Below are 21,481 nucleotides of genomic sequence, written 5' to 3'. Positions count from 1 at the left end.
GGCTGGATTGTTGGTCGCTTCGTTGGTAGCGGGCACTTTAACATCTCGCCGGAACCCGCGCTTGAGGTGGCCCCGGGCATGGCGCGCGGGCCTGAGCGGGCCGTCGGACGGGCCGGGCGCGGCAGTCCCGGCCGGTATCGCCGGCTCCGGACGAGGCCGATCGGCACGCCGGTCGGCGCCATTCGTCGGACGGAACGCGAACGGCGAACGGGTGGCGGCAGGTGCAACCTCGTCGCCGAATGGATCGCGAAACGACGCGTGCGCGGGCATCGCACGCGCGACATCCGGCCGACGCCGGAGGCGCGGACTCCGCCATGACGAGTCGCGTCGCGCCGGCGCTTGCCGCTTGCCGGCACCGCTTGCGCAGCGGGTTGCGGCCCAGCCGCGTTGCGGTCGCACCCGAGCGCGGGCCGCCGCGCTCGCCCCGCCGCGCTTACCCGCCGCGCGCGGCGCCCGCCCGGTCGGCCACTTCGTTCCACAGATGCAGCGCCGCATACGCGCGCCACGGCCGCCAGCCTTCGGTGCGGCGCTTCTGGCTGGTGAGCCGGTCGAGCGCCGGGTCGCGCGCGGCGATCGACTGCATCAGCACGAGATCGGATGCCGGCCACGCGTCCGGGTCGCGCCATGCGCGCATCGCGATGTATTCGACGGTCCACGGACCGATGCCGGGCAGATCGAGCCATGCGCCGCGCAGCGTCGCGAGATCGGCATGCGCGCGGTCGACCGGCACGTCGCCGGCCGCCACCGCGCGCGCCACGCCGGTCAGCGCCGCCACGCGCTTGCCGGGCATCCCGATCTTGTCGAGATCGCACGCGGCCAGCGCGTCGGGCGTCGGGAAACGCCACGCGGGCGCGCCGTCGTCTTCATGAATCACGCGTTCGCCGGCCCGTTCGACGAGCCGGCCGACGATCGTCGTCGCGGCCTTCACGCTCACCTGCTGGCCGACGATCGCGCGCACGGCCAGCTCGAACCCCGACCACGCGCCCGGCACGCGCAGCCCCGGCGCGGCCTCGACGAGCGGCGCGAACCACGGATCGCGCGCGAGATCGCCGCCGATCGCGGCCGGATCGGCGCCGAGGTCGAACATCGTCGCGACGCGCGCGGCGAATGCATCGTCGACGTGACGCGCGAGCGCCCCTTCGACGGTCGCGATCAGGCAATGCTTGCGCGGGTGTTTCGTGACGGTGAGCCGGCCGGCATCGCCGTGCAGGTCGACGATGCGGCGATACGCGCCGTCGGCCACCTGCTCGACGCCCGGAATCGCGCGCCCGCTGAAAAAGCGCAGCACGCGCGCCCAGTCGTACGGCGCCTTGTAGCGCAGTTCCATCCGCGCGAACGGCGGCACCGGGCCGCCGTTCGCGATGGATGTGATCGTTGTCGTTTCGATGCTCAAACCGCACTGCCCTCCGTCTCGGCTTCGGCTTCATCGGTGTGGATATGACGCGCCTCGGCCGCGAGCAGCGTCGCCTTGCGGCGCACGCCCCAGCGATAGCCGGCGAGCGCGCCGCCCTTCTGCACGACGCGGTGGCACGGGATCGCGAGCGCGACCGGATTCGACGCGCACGCGGACGCGACCGCCCGCACCGCGCGCGGCGAGCCGAGCGCCTCGGCGATCTCCGAATAGCTGCGCGTTTCGCCGTACGGGATATGCGTCAGCGCTTCCCACACGCGCTGCTGGAACGCCGTCGGCGCGATGTCGAGCGGCAGGTCGAATGCGTGCCGCGTGCCGTCGAGGTACGCACGGATCTGCGTGACGAACGGCGCGAGCCGGGCCGACGATTCGACCAGTTCCGCCCGCGCGAACGCGTCCTTCAGCTCGCCGACGAGCGACGCCGCGTCGTCGCCGAACGCGATCCGGCAGATGCCCTGTTCGGTGGCGGCGACGAGCACGGTGCCGAGCGACGTCGACGCGGTCGCATAGTCGATCCGCAGGCCCGCGCCCTGGCGGCGGAAGGAGGACGGCGCCATCCCCAGCTCGCGCGGCACTGACGCATAGAGCCGCGACGGCGAGTTGAAACCCGCGTCGACGGCCGCCCGCGTGACCGGCTGCCCGCTTTGCAGCGCCTGTCGCAGCGCGGCACCGCGCTGCGCGGCCTGGTACTGCCGCGGCGACACGCCGACCACGCGCTTGAAGAGCCGCTGCAGATGGAACGGGCTCACGTGCACGGCGTCGCTCAACTGCTGCAGCGTGAGCCGCTCGGCGTGCGCGTCGAGCACCGCGCACGCGCGATTGACGATTTCCAGCTCGCGCGGCAGCCCTTCGGGCTGGCAACGCTTGCAGGGCCGGAAGCCGGCCGCGCGCGCGGCCGCCGGATCGGCAAAAAAGGATACGTTCTCGCGACGCGGCTGGCGCGACGCGCAGGTCGGGCGGCAGAACACGCCGGTCGTGCTGACGGCATAGAAGAACGCGCCATCCGCATGCGGATCGCGTTCGGTCACGGCGCCCCAGCGGGCATCGTCGGTCGGATAGGCGGTTTTCATCTGAACCTCGCACTCTCTAGTGTAGATGGTGCCTACTCTAGACATCGGCACATGCCGTCGCGCCCCGAATCTTGCTCTGTGATTCGTGCCGGCGAATCGGGGCCGCATCGCTAAAAATAAATCCGACGAAATGTGCGCGACAGCCGCTCCCGCGCGGTTTTCGTCATCGTCCCGTCACCATTTTGCTGCAGTGCGGATGCGGCAAATCATCGTCCTGACGTTTTTTTGCAATCGGAATATTGCGTCGCACCATCGCCGTGTGTATAGTTGGAACTGTCTCCTCCATGTCTCCTCCTGATATGGATTAAGCCCGTTCCGCTCTGCGTGAACGGGCTTTTTTTCGTCCGTCGATTGTGCCGCGTTCCGGCCGGCAGCGCAGGCGCGATGCGTCTACACTCGATGCTCGTCGACTGCGAAGGAGTTCCCGCCCATGAAGCCCACCATCCGCGGAATCGATCACATCGTGCTGCGCGTGACCGACATGGCGGCAATGACACGCTTTTACTGCGACGCCGTCGGTTGCCACGTGGAGAAGGAGCAGCCCGATCTGGGCCTCGTGCAACTGCGCGCCGGCGATGCGCTGATCGACCTGCTGACGGTCGGCGGCCCGATCGATCGCCCCGACAGCGGCCCGCCCGGCACCGGGCGCAACCTCGACCACCTGTGCCTGCGCGTCGAGCCGTTCGACCCCGACGCATTGATCGCCCATTTCGCCGCGCATGGCGCGCGGCCGGAAGCGCCGGCGCAGCGCTACGGCGCCGGCGGCTACGGGCCGTCGATCTACCTGTTCGATCCCGAAGGGAACATGGTCGAATTCAAGGGGCCGCCGGCCGCGCTCGGCTGAACGCGGCCGGCGCGCGGGCCGTCACGCGTCGGCGCGCGCCTTCAGCACCGTCCACTCGACCGCGATCGGATCGTGGTCGGCGCTCGAGATCCACGCGGCGCCGTCCTGCACCGTGCACTGCAGGCGCATCGTGCGTTCCGCGAGCCGCCCGAGCGCGGCCGCGACGCCGTCGGCGAGCGACAGCACCTGCACGTTGCGCAGCCGTTCGACCTTGCTGCGCACGCCCTGCCACCAGATTTCCGACGTCTTGCCGCCGTAGGCGATCACCGTGACCTGCCCGGCACGGCCGGCCGCCTTCGCGATGCGCCGTTCGTCCGGCTGGCCGGCCTCGATCCACACGTCGATCGCGCCCGTCAGGTCCTTCTGCCACAGATCGGGCTCGTCGACGTCCGACAGCCCCTTGCTGAATTCGAGCCGTTCGTGCGCGAACAGCGCGAACGCGGCGATGCGCACCATCATCCGGTCGTCGGTTTCCGACGGATGGCGCGCCACCGTCAGCGCGTGATCGGCGTAGTAATGCCGATCCATGTCGGCGATTTGCAGTTCGGCTTTGTAGATCGTGGATTTCAGCGCCATGCGGATGCGGCCCGGGCGGGCATTCGGTTCGGTCGGGCCGTGATGATACCGAATGCGCGCCGTCCGGCGTGCTTCATGCGCGATTCACAGCACAACGGCCCGGCATGGCCGGGCCGTGTTCGATTCGCTCCGCCGGCCCGTCGGGCCGGTGCGCTCGGGCGTCGTGCGACGGCGCGGTGAATGGACGGTTACTGCTTGACGAAGCGCGAATCGGTCCAGAGACCTTGCTGGTCGCTGTTGTCGGCGCTGACGAACTGCACGTCGCCCTGATCGACCGATACCACGCGGAAGCGCTGGCCTTCCGGCACCGACAGGCAGCGGAAGTCGTCGAAGTACTGCTGCTTCGCCTGCGACTTGCCGTCACGTTCGTGATTCAGTACGGAATCCAGATTGTCTTTGGACAGACAGCCCCATGCATTCTTCGTCAGCTGGATTTCCTGCTTCGGCTTGACGGCCGAATCGCCGCCGGCCTTGGCAATCGACACAGCACAAAATGCGCCGACAAGGGCAAAAAGGACACCGGTACGCTTCATCATGTTCTGTCTCCAGGCTTGCGGGCACCAGGCTGGGTTAGCTATGTGTTTAAAGGTGATCGTGAACCCGCGTTTTTCACTTTAGAAGACCGGCAAACGATAGCAAGCACATTTGTTGTGCGACCGCAATAGCGGCGGATTGTCGCACCCCGCGCGCAACCCACTTTTGGCGCGATTCACGCCGGCGGCAACGGCTGCCGAACGACGCGCCGGCCCGCGCCGCCGGGCGGAAAGCGTTACCCGACAGGGCTTTCAGCAAAGTTACAATGCGCCGATTGAACGATTTGGATAATCCATTTCGCTATCCGGATCATTTTGATGCGTTGCACATAAAGTCATCCGAAACGATTCGACTTTACCGCAGCGCGGAATCGCATTTACCTGATACAAGAAAAATGCCAGGTATAAGCGCATCCGTATTTATCCGTAGTTCCCGCCTCCGTTCTGCGCCCTCCGAGCCCCGCCGCAAGTGCCTTTTACCAGTGTGGCGTTTACCCTGCTTTATTCAGCCCGATTTGCTGGCGCTCGAAATAATCGCGCTGGAAGATGCACATGCGATAAGCGTTGTGATACGCGCCATTCCCGAAAAATTCTTCCTTTAATTCGGCCTCGTGCTGGAATCCGCATTTCTCGTACACATGGATTGCCGCCGCGTTCGACGTGTCGACGATCAGGTACAGCTTGCGCATGTTCAGCACCTTGAACGCGTACTCGATCGCGAGGCGCGTCGCCTGGCCCGCGTAGCCGCGCCCCTGGCACTGAGGCGCGATGATGATCTGGAACTCGCCGCGACGGTGGATGTAATCGAGCTCGATCAGCTCGACGAGGCCGACCAGTTCGTCTTGCGCATCGACCGCGACGAAACGGCGCTCGCGCTGGTCGTGCACGTGGCGGTCGTACAGTTGCGACAGTTCCGAGAAGGTTTCGTACGGCTCCTCGAACCAGTAGCGCATGATCTTCGCGTCGTTGTTCATCTCGTGGACGAAGCGCAGGTCCTGGCGCTCCAGCGGCCGCAGCGCGAGTGTGTTGGTATCGTTCTGGAGTTGCATGTTCATGTCCTTTTTAATGCCGGCGCACGTGCGGAACGCCCGCGCGGCACGGCCGCGTTCGGGCCCGTTTCGCACTGTAAGAAATTGAACGCGGGCGCAGTTCAGAGCCTAGAATGGGAGCAAGGGTTCCTGCCACCGCAAGGAGGCTATCGTGATGGAGCAAGTCATACTCGGAATTTTCCTCGTGCTGCCGCTGGTCATCGTGGCCGCGCTGTTTTCCGACGAACTCTGGCAGGAACATCGCCGCCAGCATCCGCGCGACGAGAACGCGCCGCACATCGACTGGAAGCATCCGTGGCGCCGCATGCGTCGCGGGCATTGACTTCGATCATCGTCGATCGCAGCACGCGCCGGCCGCCTCCGCCGGCCGAGTAACATGCGGTGCACGATTCTTGCGCTTCGACCCGATTCCCGCCCAACCCGCGAGACGCCGACGTGAACGACAAGCCCGCCCTTCCTCCGCACGATATCCCGAACGAAACGATCGACCTGCAGATCGCCGATGTGCTGGCGGCCGTCCGCTATCCGGCGAACAAGGATGCGATCGTCGATGCCGCACGCGATGCCGGCGCCAGCAACGACGTGCTGTCGATGCTCGACGGCCTGCCCGAACAGGATTACGCGGACGTCGACGCCGTCACACGCTGCGTCGCCGGCAACTTCGGCCCGGGGCTCGGCATTTGAGCGGACGCCAATAACGAGATAGGATCGGACCGCACCGGTCGCGCCGCGATCGGATGCGTGCTGCCCGGCGCAAGATCGGGCGTTTGAGCACGCGTGTCCGGGGGAGTCCATGGAAGGCATCCTGATTCAGCACACGACGCAACGTCAGCTGTGGTTCGGCGCGCTGACGGCGCTCGTCATCCTGCTTGCGCTCGGGATCGCCGCGCCGCACGCGAACGTCGCGCTGCCGGCCGTCGAGCCGTTCATGCCGATGTGCGCGCTCACCGTGTTCACGACCGCGAGCATCGCGGCGTTCTTCCTCGGCGCGCAGTTCACCGTGACGCGCCAGCCCGTGCTCGGTGCGCTCGGCGGCGCCTATGCGTTCACCGCGCTCGCCGTCGCGCTGCAACTGCTCACCTTTCCCGGCGTGTTCGCGCCGCATGGCCTGCTCGGCGCCCGCCCGCAAAGCGCCGCATGGATGTGGATCTTCTGGCATGCCGGCTTTCCGTGCTTCGTGATGGCCGCGCTGTTCGCCCGCGAGCGGTTGACGCGCGCCCCGGTCGGCGCGAAAGAGACGCGCCGCTGGACGGTCGCGCTCGTCGGCGGGCCGGCCGTCGCGGCGGCCCTCCTGTGCGCGCTCGCGCTGAACGTGTCGCTGCCGCCCGCGTTCCATCCGCCTCGCGACGCGGCCGTGCTGCCCGTCAACGGCATCGCGCTCGTCGTCTGGATCCTCAACGTGCTTGCGCTCGTGGGCGTGCTGGTCACGGGACGGCTGCGCACGACGCTCGACCTGTGGCTCGCCATCGCGGTGCTCGCGTGCCTGACCGACACGACGCTGAACCTGCTGACCACGAACCGCTTCACGGTCGGCTGGTACGTCGCACGCGTGTTCAGCATGTTCACGCCCGGCGTGCTCGTGTGCGTGCTCGCGTGGGAAGTGACGATGCTGTATCAGCAGTTGTTCGAAGCGCACGCCACGCTGATTCGTTCGTCCGCGCGCGACGGGCTCACGGGCGCGTTCAACCGCAGCCACTTCAACGATCATTTCCACACGCTGTTCCTGCAGGCGCGACGGCAGGGCGAACCGCTGTCGCTGCTGATGGTCGACGTCGATCACTTCAAGGCGTACAACGACGCATTCGGTCACGTGAAGGGCGATGCGTGCCTGATCGCCGTCGCGAATGCACTGGCCGGTGCCGTGCGGAGGCCCGCGGATATCGTCGCGCGTTACGGCGGGGAGGAGTTCGCGATCGTGCTGCCGAACACCGGCGCGCGCGGCGCGCGGGTGGTAGCCGACGAAGCGCGCGAAGCGGTGCTGCGGCTCGACCTCGCGATGCCCGACTCGCCGGCCGGGCGCGTGAGCGTCAGCGTCGGCTGTGCGACCGTGTCGGCGGATGATCTGTCGACACCCGATGCGTTGATCGAAGCCGCCGATGCCGCGCTGTATCGGGCGAAGGATACGGGGCGAAACAGGGTGGTCGTCGCCTGATAACGTCTGTTGTTTGGGTATTTGTTACGGTCATTTTGACCGGAATAATGCGCCGTTACGCAAAGCGCCGCAGGGATACCAATGCTTACAGCCCGGGTTGCGGGCGCTCGCTATGCTCGGTTTCATATCGAACCCGAGCAGGTGAACGCCATGAAGAAAACCCTTTTGTTGATTGCAGGCGTGGCCGTGTTGCTGAGCGGCTGTATCGTGGTGCCTGACGGTGGCGGGTATTACGGTGATGGCGGGTATTACCATCATCATCGTCATTGGGATTGACACGCGGGAAATATACGACACCGCTCCAAACATCGATGAGGCTTCATTAAGCGGCCTCCGGTACAACGCCGCGCGTCGCGCGAAATCCGAAGCGGCCGAGCGTGAACATCGCTCTTCGCGTAACAGATGACTTGCGTCGCGTCGGCGGAATTGTGCTCCGCTCAGTCGGCGGCATGATCGCCCTCACAGCAAAAATGGGCTGGGACGCCGGAATACTCATATCATCACTCGCGAAGCAGCTCCTCCACGCGCGTATTGATCTTGACGCTTAGATCCGACAGTAATTCGAAGAAGGCATCACGACGTGGGGCGAAGTGTTCGAAAATCCGCTCGGGGTCCATCGAAAGATCGAGCAGCAATACGCTTAGTTGACGCGATGCCTGAATTAGTTCGCGGCGCACTTCGTCAGCCCCCAAGATCGGATCGTCATTGTCAGCCATGATGAGCCTCCGCGATCTCTATGCGGCGGCCTCCTCTACTGCTATCGAGGCGCTGAGTGATAACTTTTTTTTGGTCAATGCCCGGAGCATCCAGAACATCGCGACAAGATGCATCTGCGTCTCTACCTTGAATAGCAGAACGATTGCTGCTCGCAAGTCCTTTGTCGTTCATTTTCCATCCTCGTACTAAATTAGCTTTCCTAATTGACACGCATATTTACATACCTGAACGAAGTCAGATCTATCAAAACCAAGTTTCAGACAATGCGGCAAGCACCTGATGGTTGGTTGCCAATTCCGTTGAACAAAGAATCAGCCGTCTACTCGCAGTACATCTTCGCAGCCTCTCCAATTCCCCGACGATTCGAACGAATTTCGATCAAGAGAACCACCAAGATTTGCGGTATGACATCAACGCTTCAAATTGCCCTCTCCATCCAGCGGCCGCGGACCGAAATAGGCAATAGGACCTACCAAGGACGAGTCGTCTCTATCGTGACCTCGTCGAACAATCTCACATAACATCGATCGCCATGAAGCACCGTGCTACTCATATGTATAGCACGGTGCTTCATTGATTGCAAGCACCGTGCTGCCTTAGACTTGGCTATGGCTCGCGATGAACCCCAAACCAACCTGCGCATTCCGGCTGCCCTCAAAGAGCGGTTGATAGAAGCGTCTGTGAAAAGCAAGCGATCACTAACCGCCGAAATTGTGGCGCGTTTGGAGGAAAGCCTTGCTCACGATAGCGCAGGGCCTCGATCGATCGACGAGCAGACGCTGGACTTGTTCGCCGATACAGTCGCCGGAAAAGTCGTCCAAGCACTGGGCGAACAGCAACAGCGCCACGGCAAGCGTTGATCGCCACGCAGCACAACCAGAAAGGCGCCCGGAAACGGGGACCCGTTCTCTGTAGCAATAGACTGTTCTGACCCCAGTTTTCAGTCAATTGACTGTGGCCGTACCATTTTTCACCGCACCCGTAACCAATTGACTCGATCAGCCGCCAGCTTTCATCCCCCACAACACCAGCCGAACCATGTCCCGGCCCACACTTGGACCAGCGCCTTCAATCTCCGCGATCGAAAACGGGAGGCTGAGCCCATGCTACCTCGGCCATGCTCGATGGTTCCAACACGCTACTGGAACTCGCGGTAGGCCCGAAGCCTTCAGAAATAGTCAAGCCAAGGTTTGGCATCGTGCAGCCCTTGATCCCAATCCTAGGAGCTTCCCGCTCCACTCCAAAGGCGCGTAGTAGTCCTTCCTTAGCTTGCTCGAAGTTTCGCTCCAGGCTGATGACAGCATCATGATCGAAGCGGTAGAGCTGTAATAGCGTTACATTGCCATCTGGGAACGAATGGAAACGTAGAAAGTCGAGCATGGTCAGCGATATCAGAACCAACAGGCCAGCCCGGTGCTGATTTAACGCGGTGACGTAGTAGCGGGTTAGATCCGCCATGGCCACCAGTACCAGGTGCCATACGATCGGCAGGAAGTGCAACCGCGACGTACCGTCCGGATCGCATTCGATGACCCTGGGATCATTTCCCGATACAAAACCTGCTGAAGATCACCCCCAGCAGATCATCCGAAGTGAACTCCCCGGTAATCGCATTGAGCTGCTCCTGCGTGAGCCTCAACTCCTCGGCAAACAGATCGAGCGACTGCGCCCTTTGCTCCGCATGATCCGCCGCCTGCGCGAGATGCTCTTGCGCGGCCCGCAGCGCGATCAGATGCCGCTCGCGCGCGAGATATACGCCTTCGGCCCCCGCCTGCCACCCCGCGATCCGCAGTAGCTCAGCGCGCAGCATGTCGATCCCGTCGCCGCGCTTCGCCGACAGATGTACCTCGGTCAGGTCACCTTCCGCCGCCGGATGCTCGACGCACGCCGGCACGCCGGTCAGATCCGTCTTGTTCAGCACGCGCACCACCGGCACGCCGGCCGGAAACCGCGCCGCGATCGTCCCGTCGTCCGGCGTCATCCCCGTGCGCGAATCGAGCAGATGCAGTACGACATCCGCGCGCTCGATCTCGCTCCACGTGCGCGCAATCCCGATCCGCTCGACTTCGTCCTCCGTCTCGCGCAGCCCGGCCGTATCGATGATGTGCAGCGGAATCCCTTCGACCTGAATCGTCTGCGCCACCTTGTCGCGCGTCGTTCCGGCGATCGGCGTGACGATCGCCAGCTCGGCGCCCGCCAGCGCATTCAGCAGCGACGATTTGCCGACGTTCGGTTGCCCCGCAAGCACGACCGACAGCCCTTCTCGCAACAGCGCGCCCTGCCGCGCGTCGCCGAGCACATGCGCGAGCTGCGCGCGGATTTTCGCGAGCTTGCCGCGTGCGTCGGCCGCTTCGAGGAAGTCGATTTCCTCCTCCGGAAAATCGAGCGTCGCCTCGACCAGCATCCGCAGCGTAATCACGTCGTCGACGAGCGCATGGATCTGCCGCGAGAACGCGCCGTCGAGCGAACGCCCGGCCGAGCGCGCGGCCGCTTCGGTGCTCGCCTCGATCAGGTCGGCGACGGCCTCGGCCTGCGCGAGATCGAGCTTGTCGTTCAGGAACGCGCGTCGCGTGAACTCGCCCGGCTCCGCGAGCCGCAGCCCGAAGCCACGCCCCGCATCCAGGCAGCGCTGCAGCAACAGCTGCATCACGATCGGCCCGCCATGCCCCTGCAGCTCGAGCACGTGCTCGCCGGTGTACGAATGCGGCGCCGGGAAATACAGCGCGATCCCGCGGTCGAGCGGCGCGCCGTGCGCGTCGAGGAAGGGCACGTAGCTCGCATGACGCGGCGCGAGCTTCTGCCCGCACAACGCGTCGATCAGCGGCAGCGCGGCCGCCTCGCCGCCGCGCCCGAACGACACGCGGACGACCCCGATGCCACCCCGGCCGGCAGCAGTGGCAATGGCGACGATCGGATCGGAATCGGTAGCGAGCATGGGAATCGGAGAAATCGGGTAAACAGCGTGTCAATGGTGCGCCCGCACAACAGCTCGGGCATCGGAACGCCGGCATTGTAGCGTGCCGGCTCACACGCCACTGGCGGCGACGCCGGATTCGGACTCGCCCGAATTTATCCCACCGGGGATAAGCCGAGTATCAGTCCGGCCGCATCACACACCGGCCATTTCGGACGAGTATGCGGGCCGGAGGGGCTTGGCAGTACGTCCCTCAATTTCATTCCCCATCCTAACCAAGGTCGGGATTCGTCTGAACGAGATACATTTATCTCATATGGTTGTCTGAGACGCGGCGATGGAATTGCACAATCTCCCCATGCCGACATCCGAAGAAAAAGCCGCGTTCTCGGAACGCCTGAAATTCGCCCTGCGGCGCAGCCCGGAGAAGGTCACGGGCGCGACGGAGCTGGCGAACCGATTCAATCTGCGCCACCGCGGAACGCATCCCGTTTCGCCGCAAACCGCGCACAAATGGTTGACGGGCCGCACGATCCCGACGTCGGACAAACTCGAAACGCTGGCCGAATGGTTGCGCGTCGAAGTGCACTGGCTGCATTACGGGCCGTCGCCGAGCGTGATCGAACATCCGACGCCGCAACCGCTGCCGCGCGACGAACGCTATCCGCCGACGCCCGAGACGATCGAACTCGCGTCGAAGATCGAGGCATTGTCTCCGCACCAGCGCTACCTCGTTCAGGAACTGATCGAGCAGTTCTACGGCGATCCGAAACTCGAAGCGAAGAAAGCCTGAACGCAGCCACCGCACGCGCCGCCGCCGGGAAACAAAAAAGCCGCATGGTCATGAACCATGCGGCTTTTTTTGCAAGCATCGCGGGCAGCTGACCGCCCGCGAGGCCAACGGGCGTCAGGCCGGCTTCTTCTTGACGCCGCCGAGCTTGCGCGTGATGTAGTACTGCTGCGCGATCGACAGCACGTTGTTCACGACGTAGTACAGCACCAGACCAGCCGGGAAGAAGAAGAACATGACCGAGAACGCGATCGGCATGAACTTCATCATCTTCGCCTGGACCGGGTCCGGCGGCGTCGGGTTGAGGCTCGTCTGAACGAACATCGACACGGCCATCAGCACCGGCAGGATGAAGAACGGATCGCGCTGCGACAGGTCGTGAATCCACAGAATCCACGGCGCGCCGCGCATTTCGACCGATGCGAGCAGCACCCAGTACAGCGAGATGAACACCGGGATCTGGATCACGACCGGCAGGCAGCCGCCGAACGGATTGACCTTCTCGGTCTTGTACAGCTCCATCAGCGCCGAGTTCATCTTCTGCGGATCGCTCTTGAAGCGTTCGCGCAGCGCCTGCATGCGCGGCGTGATTTCCTTCATGCGCGCCATCGACTTGTAGCTGGCGGCCGACAGCGGGAAGAACACCGCCTTGATCAGCACCGTCAGCAACACGATCGCCCAGCCCCAGTTGCCGACGTAGCCATGAATCTTCTCGAGCAGCCAGAACAGCGGCTTCGCGATGATCGTCACCCAGCCGTAGTCCTTCACGAGCTCCAGGCCCGGCGCGATGCCTTCGAGCATGCGCTCTTCTTCCGGACCGGCGAACAGGCGCGCCTGCACGTCGGCCGACTGGCCCGGCGCGATCGCGGCGACCGGCTGCTTCACGCCGACGCGGTACAGCGTCGGATCGATCTTTTCAGCGTAGATGTCGCGCTTCACGCCCTGCTGCGGAATCCAGGCCGACGCGAAGTAATGCTGCACCATCGCGACCCAGCCGTTGTCGGCGGCCTTCTCGAAGTTCGCCTTGTTCTTGTCGAGGTCGCTGAAGTCGATCTTCTGGAAGTGCTTCGCGTCCGTGTAGACCGCCGGCCCGAGGAACGTGTGCGAGAACATCGGCGTTTCGACGGCTGTGTTGTCGCGCACCAGTTCCATGTAGACCGTCGGCGTGACAGGCACCGTGCCGACGTTGTCGATCTTGGTGTCGACGCCGACCACGTAGCTGCCGCGCGTGAACGTGTAGGTCTTCACGACCTTCACGCCGCCCTTCACCGGCGATTCGAACGACAGCTTCAGCGTGTTCTGGTCGCCCGTCAGCGACGTCGGGCCTGCATTGACCTGCGTGTAGACGTCGTTGTGGTTCGGGAAATCGCCGCCGAGCAGGCCCGTGCGTGCGAGGTACGTGTGGCCGGCCGTGTGGTCGAACAGCGTGATGTACAGGTCGGGCTGCTTGCCGTCGCCCTGCTTCTTCAGCGTCAGCTTCGCGAGCGTGCCGCCGCGCGTGTCGATTTCGCCGTCGTACACGTCGGTCGAGAATTTCACGAGCTGCGCCTGGGCGGCCGGAGCCGTCGTCGACGGTGCGGCGCCGGCCGCGGCGGCAGGCACTTCACCTGCGGTCGTCGTCGCGCCCGTGCCCGATGCGCCGCCGGCAGCGGCGGGGGCCGTGTGCGTGGCGCTCGGGAAGAACATCGACGGGCGTCCATGGTCCCGCTGCCAGTTGTCGTACAGCATGACAGCTGACATGAAGAAGATCACCCATAGGACGGTGCGTTTGATATCCATGCGTTGTCTCAGAGTCGATGGGACCGCGCGTCGGCTTCGCCGCGAGCGCGAGTGTCGGAGTTGGGCGGCGGGACGAGGTCGATGCCGCCCGCGGAAAACGGGTGGCATCGGCACACGCGCCTGACGGCGAGATACGTGCCGCGCGCGGCGCCATGATACTGGATTGCCTCGCGCGCGTAATCCGAACAGGAAGGATAAAAACGGCAACGGTTGCCGAGCATCGGGCTCACGGCAACCTTGTAGAAGCGCAGCAAGGCGATCAATACCGTTTCCATACCTTGGGCGGCGCCGTACGACGCCGCGTCAAAACCGGCCGGGTGGGCGCGAACGCCGCACCGGGCACGGATGCGTCACTCGGACGCGGGCTTCGACGCGCGGCGGGCGATTTCCCGGACTGCCCTGTCGAGCAGTTCGCGGATCTCGGCCGCGCACATCGCCGCGAGCGGGGCGGAAGCCGCGCTCGGCAGCGCTTTCTTGTCGAAGCGCGTGTGCTGCCGCAGCAGCAGGTCGTAACCGGCGAATTCGGCCCGGCGCAAGCGAAACGCATCGCGCGCCAGCCGCTTCACGAGGTTACGGGTTACCGCTCGCGGCGCATACTTCTTGCCGATGACGAGCCCCAGGCGCGCGGGCTGACCGGTCGGCTTGCCGTAGATCACGAAGTGCGCGGAACGCCGCCAGGGGCGCAAACGAAAAACGGATGAAAATTCATCCGTTTTCAGAAGTCGCGCAGCTTTCGGGAAGGCGGCTTTCGTCTGCGACGGATTCGCACCCGGCTCGACGGCACCTTCCGCGGAACTGCGGACGGCGGACACAGCGCGCAACCTGCCTTAGATGGCGAGGCGCTTGCGGCCCTTCGCGCGGCGAGCGTTGATGACCTTGCGGCCACCTGCCGTCTTCATGCGGACACGGAAGCCATGGGTGCGCTTGCGGCGCGTCACGGACGGTTGGTAAGTACGTTTCATGATGTTCTCACTTGTTCGAGAATGTCGAAATTCAGGGGACCGCGTGCCCTTAACCGGAGGCATTCGGGCGAACGCAATCGCCGGGAATACAGGATTGGTTTTCGCGGAACCCGCTATTTAAACCGTTTTTCTCTTGACGGTCAATACCTTAGGAGTCGTCCGCCTGTGCACACCCCAGGCGATCCGGCCCCGCGCCCCACAAACCCAGCCTGTGGATAAGTCCCGCTGTGGCTGCGTTTGGCGTTAGAATCTCGCCTTATCTCCAAGAATCCCGCACGCCGCTTCGGCCCGCGCCTGCCCCGCCAAGACTGTGACGCAGGCGTCCGACGCACGCTCGCACGACCGCTTCGGGCCTTGTTGCGCGACCGCGACAAGCGCGCCGGCGAGCCGCGCTGTGCACGCAAAAACGACAGCTACTTGATGAACGATTTCTGGCAACACTGTTCCGCACTGCTGGAGCGCGAGCTGACGCCCCAGCAGTACGTGACGTGGATCAAACCCTTGGCCCCGGTGGCCTTCGATGCGTCGGCGAACACGCTGTCCATCGCCGCGCCGAACCGCTTCAAGCTGGACTGGGTCAAGAGCCAGTTTTCGGGGCGGATCGCCGATCTGGCCCGTGAATTCTGGAACACGCCGATCGAAGTCCAGTTCGTTCTCGATCCGAAGGCCGGCATGCGCAGCGCCGCCATGGGCGCCGCACCGGCTGCGCCGCGCGCGCCGCTGACTCCCGGCGGCCCGGCCGCGACGGTCGCCGCGATCGCCGCCAACCTGACCGCGCATGCCGCCGCCACGCCCAGCGCGCCGGCCGACGTGCCGATGACGCCGTCCGCGGCCGCCGCGCACCACCTGAACGCCGACGACGCCGACATCGACCTGCCGAGCCTGCCCGCGCATGAAGCGGCGGCCGGCCGCCGCACGTGGCGTCCGGGCCCGGGCGCCGCGCCCGCCAACGGCGGCGAAGCCGATTCGATGTACGAACGTTCGAAGCTGAACCCGGTGCTCACGTTCGACAACTTCGTGACCGGCAAGGCGAACCAGCTCGCGCGCGCCGCGGCGATCCAGGTCGCGGACAACCCCGGCATCTCGTACAACCCGCTGTTCCTGTATGGCGGCGTCGGCCTCGGCAAGACCCACCTGATCCACGCGATCGGCAACCAGTTGCTGCTCGACAAGGCCGGCGCGCGGATCCGCTACATCCATGCGGAACAGTACGTGTCCGACGTGGTGAAGGCGTACCAGCGCAAGGCGTTCGACGACTTCAAGCGCTACTACCACTCGCTCGACCTGCTGCTGATCGACGATATCCAGTTCTTCTCCGGCAAGTCGCGCACGCAAGAGGAATTCTTCTACGCGTTCGAGGCGCTGGTCGCGAACAAGGCGCAGGTGATCATCACCAGCGACACGTATCCGAAGGAGATCTCGGGCATCGACGATCGCCTGATCTCGCGCTTCGACTCGGGCCTCACCGTCGCGATCGAGCCGCCCGAGCTCGAGATGCGCGTCGCGATCCTGATGCGCAAGGCGCAATCGGAAGGCGTGAACCTGTCGGAAGACGTCGCGTTCTTCGTCGCGAAGCACCTGCGCTCGAACGTGCGCGAACTCGAAGGCGCGCTGCGCAAGATCCTCGCGTATTCGAAGTTCCACGGTCGCGAGATCTCGATCGAGCTGACCAAGGAAGCGCTGAAGGACCTGCTGACCGTGCAGAACCGGCAGATTTCGGTCGAGAACATCCAGAAGACCGTCGCCGACTTCTACAACATCAAGGTCGCCGACATGTATTCGAAGAAGCGCCCCGCGAACATCGCGCGGCCGCGGCAGATCGCGATGTATCTCGCGAAGGAACTCACGCAGAAGAGCCTGCCGGAGATCGGCGAGCTGTTCGGCGGGCGCGATCACACCACCGTGCTGCACGCGGTGCGCAAGATCGCCGACGAGCGCAGCAAGGACGCGCAGCTCAACCACGAGCTGCACGTGCTGGAACAGACGCTGAAGGGCTGAGCGGGCGGCCGCGCTTGATAATTCGGCCTCCGCCCCAATTTAAGGGGGGCGGTTCGGTTTTGAGGCACAATACTGGTTTGACCGCCCCGGTGGTGGCGGGCCAAGAGCCCGGCCGGCGGGGCGCTGCGTGGCTGCTGCGCTGCAGGCCGTTACTCAACGAAGGAACTCTATGCAACTGGTCAAGACCGAACGAGACACCCTCCTCAGGCCGCTGCAAACGGTCAGCGGCATCGTCGAACGCCGCCATACGTTGCCGATCCTCGCCAACCTGCTGATCACCAAGAACGGCCCGGACGTTTCATTCCTGTCGACCGACCTGGAGCTGCAGATCACCACGCGCGCCGATTTCGGCGTCGGCGGCGACCAGATCGCGACCACCGTCGCGGCCCGCAAGCTGCTCGACATCCTGCGCGCGATGCCTGACGGCCAGGTCACGCTGTCGCTCGCCGACAAGCGCCTCACCGTTCAATCGGGCAAGAGCCGTTTCGCACTGCAGACGCTGGCGGCCGACGAGTTCCCGACCGTCGCGCAGGCGAAGGATTTCGGCGCCACGCTCACCGTCCCGCAGAAGTCGTTCCGCCAGCTGCTCGGCATGGTGCACTTCGCGATGGCGCAGCAGGACATCCGCTACTACCTGAACGGCATGCTGCTCGTCGTCGACGGCGACCAGTTGATGGCCGTGGCCACCGACGGCCACCGCCTCGCGTTCTCGTCGATGAAGCTCGAAGGCGGCACGTTCGGCCGCCAGGAAGTCATCGTGCCGCGCAAGACGATTCTCGAGCTGCAACGCCTGCTCGAGGACATCGACGACACCGTCACCATCGACATCGCGCAAACCCAGGCCAAGTTCACGTTCGGCCAGGTCGAGCTCGTGTCGAAACTCGTCGAGGGCAAGTTCCCCGACTTCCAGCGCGTGATCCCGAAGGCGCACAAGAACACGTTCGAGATCGGCCGTGAAGAACTGCAGCGTTCGCTGCAGCGCGCGGCGATCCTGACCTCGGACAAATTCAAGGGCGTGCGCTGCATCATCGCGCCGGGCCAGTTGAAGATCATGTCGACCAACGCCGATCAGGAAGAGGCGCAGGAAGAACTGGAAATCGCTTATCAGGGCGATACCGTCGACATCGGCTTCAACGTCACGTATCTGCTCGACGTGCTCGCGAACCTGAAGGTCGACACCGTGCAGGTGAGCCTCGGCGACGCCAGCTCGAGCGCGCTGATCACCGTGCCCGAGAACGACGAGTTCAAGTATGTCGTGATGCCGATGCGCATCTGACGCGTTCGACATCGCGACACACACCAGGGGGCGGCAAGCCCCTTTGGCGTTTTTATGGCGAACCGACAACCCGCCCCTTTGGTGCCTTTTCGGTGCCCCGGGGCGGGCCAGGAAACTCGAGCGGCCGGCGATTTCCCCCGCTGAAACGCACCGCGCCGCCACGAGAGTGGCCCCGCAGAACCGGAAGATATCCATGAGTGAACAGCACAATTCGCGACCCGATAACAGCAGCTACGGCGCTTCGTCGATCCAGATCCTCGAGGGGCTGGAAGCGGTGCGCAAGCGCCCCGGGATGTACATCGGCGACACGTCGGACGGCACCGGTCTGCACCACCTCGTGTTCGAGGTGCTCGACAACTCGATCGACGAAGCGTTGGCCGGGTACTGCAACGACATCCACGTGACGATTCACGCCGACAACTCGATTTCCGTGACCGACAACGGCCGCGGGATTCCGACCGACGTGAAGATGAACGACAAGCACGAGCCGAAGCGCAGCGCCGCCGAGATCGTGATGACCGAGCTGCACGCCGGCGGCAAGTTCGACCAGAACAGCTACAAGGTGTCCGGCGGCCTGCACGGCGTGGGCGTGTCGTGCGTGAACGCGCTGTCGAGCTGGCTGCGCCTCACCGTGCGCCGCGACGGCAAGAAGCGTTTCATGGAATTCCATCGCGGCGTCGCGCAGGATCGCGTGCTCGAAGTGGTGGACGGCGTGGAAGTGTCGCCGATGCTCGTGACCGGCGACACCGAGAACCGCGGCACCGAAGTGCACTTCATGGCCGATCCGACCATTTTCGGCACGGTCGAGTATCACTACGACATCCTCGCGAAGCGGATGCGCGAGCTTTCGTTCCTGAACAACGGCGTGCGGATCCGCCTCACCGACCTGCGCTCGGGCAAGGAAGACGATTTCGCGTTCGCCGGCGGCGTGAAGGGTTTCGTCGAGTACATCAACAAGACGAAGACCAACCTGCACCCGACGGTGTTCTTCGCCACGGGCGAGAAGGACAACGTGGGCGTCGAAGTCGCGATGCAGTGGAACGACAGCTACAACGAGAACGTGCTGTGCTTCACGAACAACATTCCGCAGCGCGACGGCGGCACGCACCTGACCGGCCTGCGGGCCGCGATGACGCGCGTCATCAACAAGTACATCACCGACAACGAAATCGCGAAGAAGGCGAAGGTCGAGACGACCGGCGACGACATGCGCGAAGGGCTGTCGTGCGTGCTGTCCGTGAAAGTGCCGGAGCCGAAGTTCAGCTCGCAGACGAAGGACAAGCTGGTGTCGTCCGAAGTGCGCGCGCCGGTTGAAGAAGTCGTCGCGAAGGCGCTGGAAGAGTTCCTGCTCGAGACGCCAATCGACGCGAAGATCATTTGCGGGAAGATCGTCGAAGCCGCACGTGCGCGCGATGCTGCGCGCAAGGCACGCGAGATGACGCGCCGCAAGGGCGTGCTCGATGGCGTCGGCCTGCCGGGCAAGCTCGCGGACTGCCAGGAGAAAGACCCGGCGAAGTGCGAAATCTACATCGTCGAGGGCGACTCGGCAGGCGGCTCGGCAAAGCAAGGGCGCGATCGCAAGTTCCAGGCGATCCTGCCGCTGCGCGGCAAGGTACTGAACGTCGAGAAGGCGCGCTACGACAAGCTGCTGTCGTCGGAGCAGATCGTCACGCTCGTGACCGCGCTCGGCTGCGGGATCGGCAAGGAAGACTACAACCTCGACAAGCTGCGCTATCACCGCATCATCATCATGACCGACGCGGACGTGGACGGTGCGCACATCCGGACGCTGCTGCTCACGTTCCTGTATCGCCAGATGCCGGACATGATCGAGCGCGGCTATGTGTATATCGCGCAGCCGCCGCTGTACAAGATCAAGGCGGGCAAGGACGAACGGTATCTGAAGGATGACGCGGAGCTCAACGCGCACATGCTGCGATTGGCGCTGCAAGGCTCGGAGCTGGTGCCGGGTGAGAATGCGGCGGCGATTTCTGGGGATGCGCTTGGGGAGCTGGCAAGGTCGTATCTGCTGTCGCAAAGCGTGATCGATCGATTGAGCCGGTTGTATGATCCGGCGGCGCTGGAAGCGGTCATGGACGGGGTGGTGATCGATCTCTCCAATGAGGAGTCGACCGAGGCTTCGGCGAAGGCGCTTCATGCTGCGTTGCATGACGAGGCTTTGAAGAACGAAGTGCGCGTGGTGCCTTCGTATGATCCGGTTCGGGAACAGCGGTCGCTGAATGTCGAGCGGACGCATCACGGCAATGTGCGGGTTTCTGTCATCGATCAGGAATTCCAGCACACGGCGGATTATCAGCAGCTCGTGGCCACCGCGAATACGTTCACGGGGCTTATCGGGGAAGGTGCCGTTATCAAGCGTGGTGAGCGCAGCATGGCTGTCAGCGACTTCAAGAGCGCGATGAAGTGGCTGCTGGCGGATGCTGAACGGAACGTTTCGAAGCAGCGGTATAAGGGGCTGGGGGAGATGAACCCCGGGCAGCTTTGGGAAACGACGATGGATCCGGCGGTGCGGCGACTCCTGCGTGTGCAGATCGAGGACGCGATTGCTGCGGATGGGATCTTTACTACGCTGATGGGGGATGATGTCGAGCCGCGGCGGGCGTTTATTGAGAGCAATGCGTTGCGGGCGGGGAATATTGACGTTTAAGGGGTAATGTAGATAGCCTCATAACCTGAGAAAAACGGACCCATAAGTTGAGAAACTTACGGGTCCGTTCTGTTGGTAGCCTAGATTTATCGCGAGTTCGACGACGCGCATCGTTCTTCCTCGAACGTTTCGAAGACCACGGTCATTGACGGCCTACGCTACCCTTTCGCGCGGGCCTCAGGAACCTAGAGCCTCGGCAATCCGAACGGGCGTACGTGCCTTAGAAGTCCTCAACCGCTGCTTCAAGGTAGACAGGCCAATATTCAACCGCAGAGACTCTCTTCAGCAACTCGATGTCCCGCTTCGCAAACTCGATTCCACGTAAGCGTTGCTCACGCAATGCACTCAGGTGCTCAATCGACGCTTTTCGCCTTTCCAGTCGTTTCTCGTACTGGTCAACAATCTCGGGATGAACCTCTTCGCCGGCACCGTACTCAAATTCCTGTACGAACAAGCCAGTTAGCGCAGATTTCCGCTCCGTGGCCTTTTTTACGTACTCGAGTAAGGCCTCAACTGCATCTCTATCATCCTCAAGCTGCCGGATGCGAGCGTCGATTCTCTTTACCTTTTCTTCGAATGCGCGAACCTTTCCTTGCGCGCCTTCTATAAGGCCGGTGACCTGCTCCCCGCATTTAGTACGGTGACGGTGTAGAGTCCGTTCCAGAGAGGAACGGCAATGAAAAAGCGATTCACCGAAGAACAAATCATCGGCATCTTGAAGGAAGCCGAGGCTGGCCTGAAG

The 21,481-nt window shown here is 63.9% G+C and carries 24 protein-coding genes; 10 read left to right on the top strand and 14 right to left on the bottom strand.

The annotated features are described in order from the left end of the window. Positions 1 to 433: 433 nt before the first annotated feature. Together C4B30_RS22740 and ada are read right to left on the bottom strand one after the other, a co-directional pair. On the bottom strand, positions 434 to 1,393 hold the full coding sequence (locus C4B30_RS22740; RefSeq protein ID WP_027785789.1) for a DNA-3-methyladenine glycosylase family protein: 960 nt from the start codon (positions 1,391 to 1,393) through the stop codon (positions 434 to 436). Next, a complete protein-coding gene (gene ada / locus C4B30_RS22735; RefSeq protein ID WP_027785790.1) occupies positions 1,390 to 2,481 on the bottom strand; it encodes a bifunctional DNA-binding transcriptional regulator/O6-methylguanine-DNA methyltransferase Ada in 1,092 nt (363 codons plus the stop codon). The genes C4B30_RS22740 and ada overlap by 4 nt, the downstream gene beginning before the upstream one ends. A gap of 430 nt (positions 2,482 to 2,911) precedes the next feature. Between ada and C4B30_RS22725 the strand changes: the two genes are divergently transcribed. After that, complete coding sequence (locus tag C4B30_RS22725) at positions 2,912 to 3,325, top strand: VOC family protein (RefSeq protein ID WP_027785791.1); 414 nt, start codon at positions 2,912 to 2,914, stop codon at positions 3,323 to 3,325. 21 nt (positions 3,326 to 3,346) lie between these two features. On the opposite strand, the gene C4B30_RS22720 is transcribed toward C4B30_RS22725, so the two are convergent. The 3 genes from C4B30_RS22720 to speG all read right to left on the bottom strand — a co-directional run bounded on the left by C4B30_RS22720 (position 3,347) and on the right by speG (position 5,483). Beyond that, positions 3,347 to 3,901 (bottom strand): YaeQ family protein, encoded by a 555-nt coding sequence (locus C4B30_RS22720; protein WP_027785792.1) that lies wholly within the window; start codon positions 3,899 to 3,901, stop codon positions 3,347 to 3,349. A gap of 188 nt (positions 3,902 to 4,089) precedes the next feature. Next, complete coding sequence (gene sap1, locus C4B30_RS22715; protein WP_027785793.1) at positions 4,090 to 4,437, bottom strand: surface attachment protein Sap1; 348 nt, start codon at positions 4,435 to 4,437, stop codon at positions 4,090 to 4,092. Positions 4,438 to 4,925: 488 nt separating this feature from the next. Beyond that, a complete protein-coding gene (gene speG / locus C4B30_RS22710; protein ID WP_027785794.1) occupies positions 4,926 to 5,483 on the bottom strand; it encodes a spermidine N1-acetyltransferase in 558 nt (185 codons plus the stop codon). A gap of 154 nt (positions 5,484 to 5,637) precedes the next feature. On the opposite strand from speG, the gene C4B30_RS35710 reads away from it, so the two are divergent. From C4B30_RS35710 to C4B30_RS36095, 4 genes are all read left to right on the top strand, one after another. After that, on the top strand, positions 5,638 to 5,805 hold the full coding sequence (locus C4B30_RS35710) for a hypothetical protein (protein WP_175888569.1): 168 nt from the start codon (positions 5,638 to 5,640) through the stop codon (positions 5,803 to 5,805). A 113-nt stretch (positions 5,806 to 5,918) separates the two neighbouring features. Then, complete coding sequence (locus C4B30_RS22705) at positions 5,919 to 6,167, top strand: DUF2795 domain-containing protein (RefSeq protein ID WP_027785796.1); 249 nt, start codon at positions 5,919 to 5,921, stop codon at positions 6,165 to 6,167. Between the two features lie 109 nt (positions 6,168 to 6,276). Then, positions 6,277 to 7,635: a sensor domain-containing diguanylate cyclase gene (locus C4B30_RS22700; protein WP_027785797.1), complete on the top strand. Its 1,359-nt coding sequence runs from the start codon at positions 6,277 to 6,279 to the stop codon at positions 7,633 to 7,635. A 150-nt stretch (positions 7,636 to 7,785) separates the two neighbouring features. Further along, positions 7,786 to 7,911 carry a hypothetical protein gene (locus C4B30_RS36095; protein ID WP_256980637.1) on the top strand — a complete coding sequence of 42 codons (126 nt, stop codon included), beginning with the start codon at positions 7,786 to 7,788 and terminating at the stop codon, positions 7,909 to 7,911. A gap of 224 nt (positions 7,912 to 8,135) precedes the next feature. Here the strand turns inward: C4B30_RS36095 and C4B30_RS22695 are convergent, their stop codons facing one another. Together C4B30_RS22695 and C4B30_RS35395 are read right to left on the bottom strand one after the other, a co-directional pair. Next, on the bottom strand, positions 8,136 to 8,351 hold the full coding sequence (locus C4B30_RS22695; RefSeq protein ID WP_089499306.1) for a hypothetical protein: 216 nt from the start codon (positions 8,349 to 8,351) through the stop codon (positions 8,136 to 8,138). Further along, positions 8,344 to 8,523 (bottom strand): hypothetical protein, encoded by a 180-nt coding sequence (locus C4B30_RS35395; RefSeq protein WP_158683518.1) that lies wholly within the window; start codon positions 8,521 to 8,523, stop codon positions 8,344 to 8,346. Before C4B30_RS35395 ends, C4B30_RS22695 begins: the two co-directional genes overlap by 8 nt. Positions 8,524 to 8,960: 437 nt before the next feature. Between C4B30_RS35395 and C4B30_RS22690 the strand changes: the two genes are divergently transcribed. Beyond that, positions 8,961 to 9,212 (top strand): Arc family DNA-binding protein, encoded by a 252-nt coding sequence (locus C4B30_RS22690; protein WP_089499307.1) that lies wholly within the window; start codon positions 8,961 to 8,963, stop codon positions 9,210 to 9,212. 208 nt (positions 9,213 to 9,420) lie between these two features. On the opposite strand, the gene C4B30_RS22685 is transcribed toward C4B30_RS22690, so the two are convergent. Both C4B30_RS22685 and mnmE read right to left on the bottom strand, forming a co-directional pair. Beyond that, positions 9,421 to 9,810 (bottom strand): hypothetical protein, encoded by a 390-nt coding sequence (locus tag C4B30_RS22685; protein ID WP_158683516.1) that lies wholly within the window; start codon positions 9,808 to 9,810, stop codon positions 9,421 to 9,423. A gap of 82 nt (positions 9,811 to 9,892) precedes the next feature. Then, positions 9,893 to 11,287, bottom strand: a complete 1,395-nt coding sequence (gene mnmE, locus C4B30_RS22680) for a tRNA uridine-5-carboxymethylaminomethyl(34) synthesis GTPase MnmE (RefSeq protein ID WP_105133063.1) — start codon at positions 11,285 to 11,287, stop codon at positions 9,893 to 9,895. Between the two features lie 337 nt (positions 11,288 to 11,624). Between mnmE and C4B30_RS22675 the strand changes: the two genes are divergently transcribed. Then, complete coding sequence (locus C4B30_RS22675) at positions 11,625 to 12,059, top strand: transcriptional regulator (protein WP_027785801.1); 435 nt, start codon at positions 11,625 to 11,627, stop codon at positions 12,057 to 12,059. Between the two features lie 114 nt (positions 12,060 to 12,173). Here C4B30_RS22675 and yidC read toward each other — a convergent pair whose 3' ends face one another. The 4 genes from yidC to rpmH all read right to left on the bottom strand — a co-directional run bounded on the left by yidC (position 12,174) and on the right by rpmH (position 14,797). Continuing rightward, positions 12,174 to 13,835, bottom strand: coding sequence for a membrane protein insertase YidC (gene yidC, locus C4B30_RS22670; RefSeq protein ID WP_027785802.1), 1,662 nt, complete (start codon positions 13,833 to 13,835; stop codon positions 12,174 to 12,176). 8 nt (positions 13,836 to 13,843) lie between these two features. After that, complete coding sequence (yidD, locus tag C4B30_RS22665; RefSeq protein ID WP_006750110.1) at positions 13,844 to 14,110, bottom strand: membrane protein insertion efficiency factor YidD; 267 nt, start codon at positions 14,108 to 14,110, stop codon at positions 13,844 to 13,846. 75 nt (positions 14,111 to 14,185) lie between these two features. Then, positions 14,186 to 14,647 carry a ribonuclease P protein component gene (gene rnpA / locus C4B30_RS22660; RefSeq protein ID WP_105133062.1) on the bottom strand — a complete coding sequence of 154 codons (462 nt, stop codon included), beginning with the start codon at positions 14,645 to 14,647 and terminating at the stop codon, positions 14,186 to 14,188. A 15-nt stretch (positions 14,648 to 14,662) separates the two neighbouring features. Next, entirely contained in the window at positions 14,663 to 14,797 is a 135-nt protein-coding gene (gene rpmH / locus C4B30_RS22655) for a 50S ribosomal protein L34 (RefSeq protein ID WP_004198824.1), read from the bottom strand. A 420-nt stretch (positions 14,798 to 15,217) separates the two neighbouring features. Between rpmH and dnaA the strand changes: the two genes are divergently transcribed. The 3 genes from dnaA to gyrB all read left to right on the top strand — a co-directional run bounded on the left by dnaA (position 15,218) and on the right by gyrB (position 20,739). After that, on the top strand, positions 15,218 to 16,795 hold the full coding sequence (gene dnaA, locus C4B30_RS22645) for a chromosomal replication initiator protein DnaA (protein WP_218827922.1): 1,578 nt from the start codon (positions 15,218 to 15,220) through the stop codon (positions 16,793 to 16,795). A 169-nt stretch (positions 16,796 to 16,964) separates the two neighbouring features. Next, on the top strand, positions 16,965 to 18,071 hold the full coding sequence (gene dnaN / locus C4B30_RS22640; protein ID WP_006490996.1) for a DNA polymerase III subunit beta: 1,107 nt from the start codon (positions 16,965 to 16,967) through the stop codon (positions 18,069 to 18,071). A gap of 193 nt (positions 18,072 to 18,264) precedes the next feature. After that, positions 18,265 to 20,739, top strand: a complete 2,475-nt coding sequence (gene gyrB / locus C4B30_RS22635) for a DNA topoisomerase (ATP-hydrolyzing) subunit B (RefSeq protein ID WP_027783064.1) — start codon at positions 18,265 to 18,267, stop codon at positions 20,737 to 20,739. 220 nt (positions 20,740 to 20,959) lie between these two features. On the opposite strand, the gene C4B30_RS22630 is transcribed toward gyrB, so the two are convergent. Continuing rightward, positions 20,960 to 21,481: hypothetical protein (locus C4B30_RS22630; protein WP_158683514.1), on the bottom strand; the 522-nt coding region annotated here is incomplete at its 5' end.

The sequence above is a fragment of the Burkholderia sp. BE12 genome (genome assembly GCF_002959955.1).
GTDB lineage: Bacteria > Pseudomonadota > Gammaproteobacteria > Burkholderiales > Burkholderiaceae > Burkholderia.
Note: the sequence above shows the minus strand (reverse complement) of the source record. Positions and strands in the feature narration are given on the sequence as shown.

Coding starts and splice junctions, on each gene's coding strand:
- ada (WP_027785790.1), bottom strand. CDS start 2,481: ATGAAAACCGCCTATCCGACCGACGATGCCCGCTGGGGCGCCGTGACC.
- C4B30_RS22725 (WP_027785791.1), top strand. CDS start 2,912: ATGAAGCCCACCATCCGCGGAATCGATCACATCGTGCTGCGCGTGACC.
- C4B30_RS22720 (WP_027785792.1), bottom strand. CDS start 3,901: ATGGCGCTGAAATCCACGATCTACAAAGCCGAACTGCAAATCGCCGAC.
- sap1 (WP_027785793.1), bottom strand. CDS start 4,437: ATGATGAAGCGTACCGGTGTCCTTTTTGCCCTTGTCGGCGCATTTTGT.
- speG (WP_027785794.1), bottom strand. CDS start 5,483: ATGCAACTCCAGAACGATACCAACACACTCGCGCTGCGGCCGCTGGAG.
- C4B30_RS35710 (WP_175888569.1), top strand. CDS start 5,638: ATGGAGCAAGTCATACTCGGAATTTTCCTCGTGCTGCCGCTGGTCATC.
- C4B30_RS22700 (WP_027785797.1), top strand. CDS start 6,277: ATGGAAGGCATCCTGATTCAGCACACGACGCAACGTCAGCTGTGGTTC.
- C4B30_RS36095 (WP_256980637.1), top strand. CDS start 7,786: ATGAAGAAAACCCTTTTGTTGATTGCAGGCGTGGCCGTGTTGCTGAGC.
- C4B30_RS22695 (WP_089499306.1), bottom strand. CDS start 8,351: ATGGCTGACAATGACGATCCGATCTTGGGGGCTGACGAAGTGCGCCGC.
- C4B30_RS35395 (WP_158683518.1), bottom strand. CDS start 8,523: ATGAACGACAAAGGACTTGCGAGCAGCAATCGTTCTGCTATTCAAGGT.
- C4B30_RS22690 (WP_089499307.1), top strand. CDS start 8,961: ATGGCTCGCGATGAACCCCAAACCAACCTGCGCATTCCGGCTGCCCTC.
- C4B30_RS22685 (WP_158683516.1), bottom strand. CDS start 9,810: ATGGCGGATCTAACCCGCTACTACGTCACCGCGTTAAATCAGCACCGG.
- mnmE (WP_105133063.1), bottom strand. CDS start 11,287: ATGCTCGCTACCGATTCCGATCCGATCGTCGCCATTGCCACTGCTGCC.
- C4B30_RS22675 (WP_027785801.1), top strand. CDS start 11,625: ATGCCGACATCCGAAGAAAAAGCCGCGTTCTCGGAACGCCTGAAATTC.
- yidC (WP_027785802.1), bottom strand. CDS start 13,835: ATGGATATCAAACGCACCGTCCTATGGGTGATCTTCTTCATGTCAGCT.
- yidD (WP_006750110.1), bottom strand. CDS start 14,110: ATGGAAACGGTATTGATCGCCTTGCTGCGCTTCTACAAGGTTGCCGTG.
- rpmH (WP_004198824.1), bottom strand. CDS start 14,797: ATGAAACGTACTTACCAACCGTCCGTGACGCGCCGCAAGCGCACCCAT.
- dnaA (WP_218827922.1), top strand. CDS start 15,218: ATGAACGATTTCTGGCAACACTGTTCCGCACTGCTGGAGCGCGAGCTG.
- dnaN (WP_006490996.1), top strand. CDS start 16,965: ATGCAACTGGTCAAGACCGAACGAGACACCCTCCTCAGGCCGCTGCAA.
- gyrB (WP_027783064.1), top strand. CDS start 18,265: ATGAGTGAACAGCACAATTCGCGACCCGATAACAGCAGCTACGGCGCT.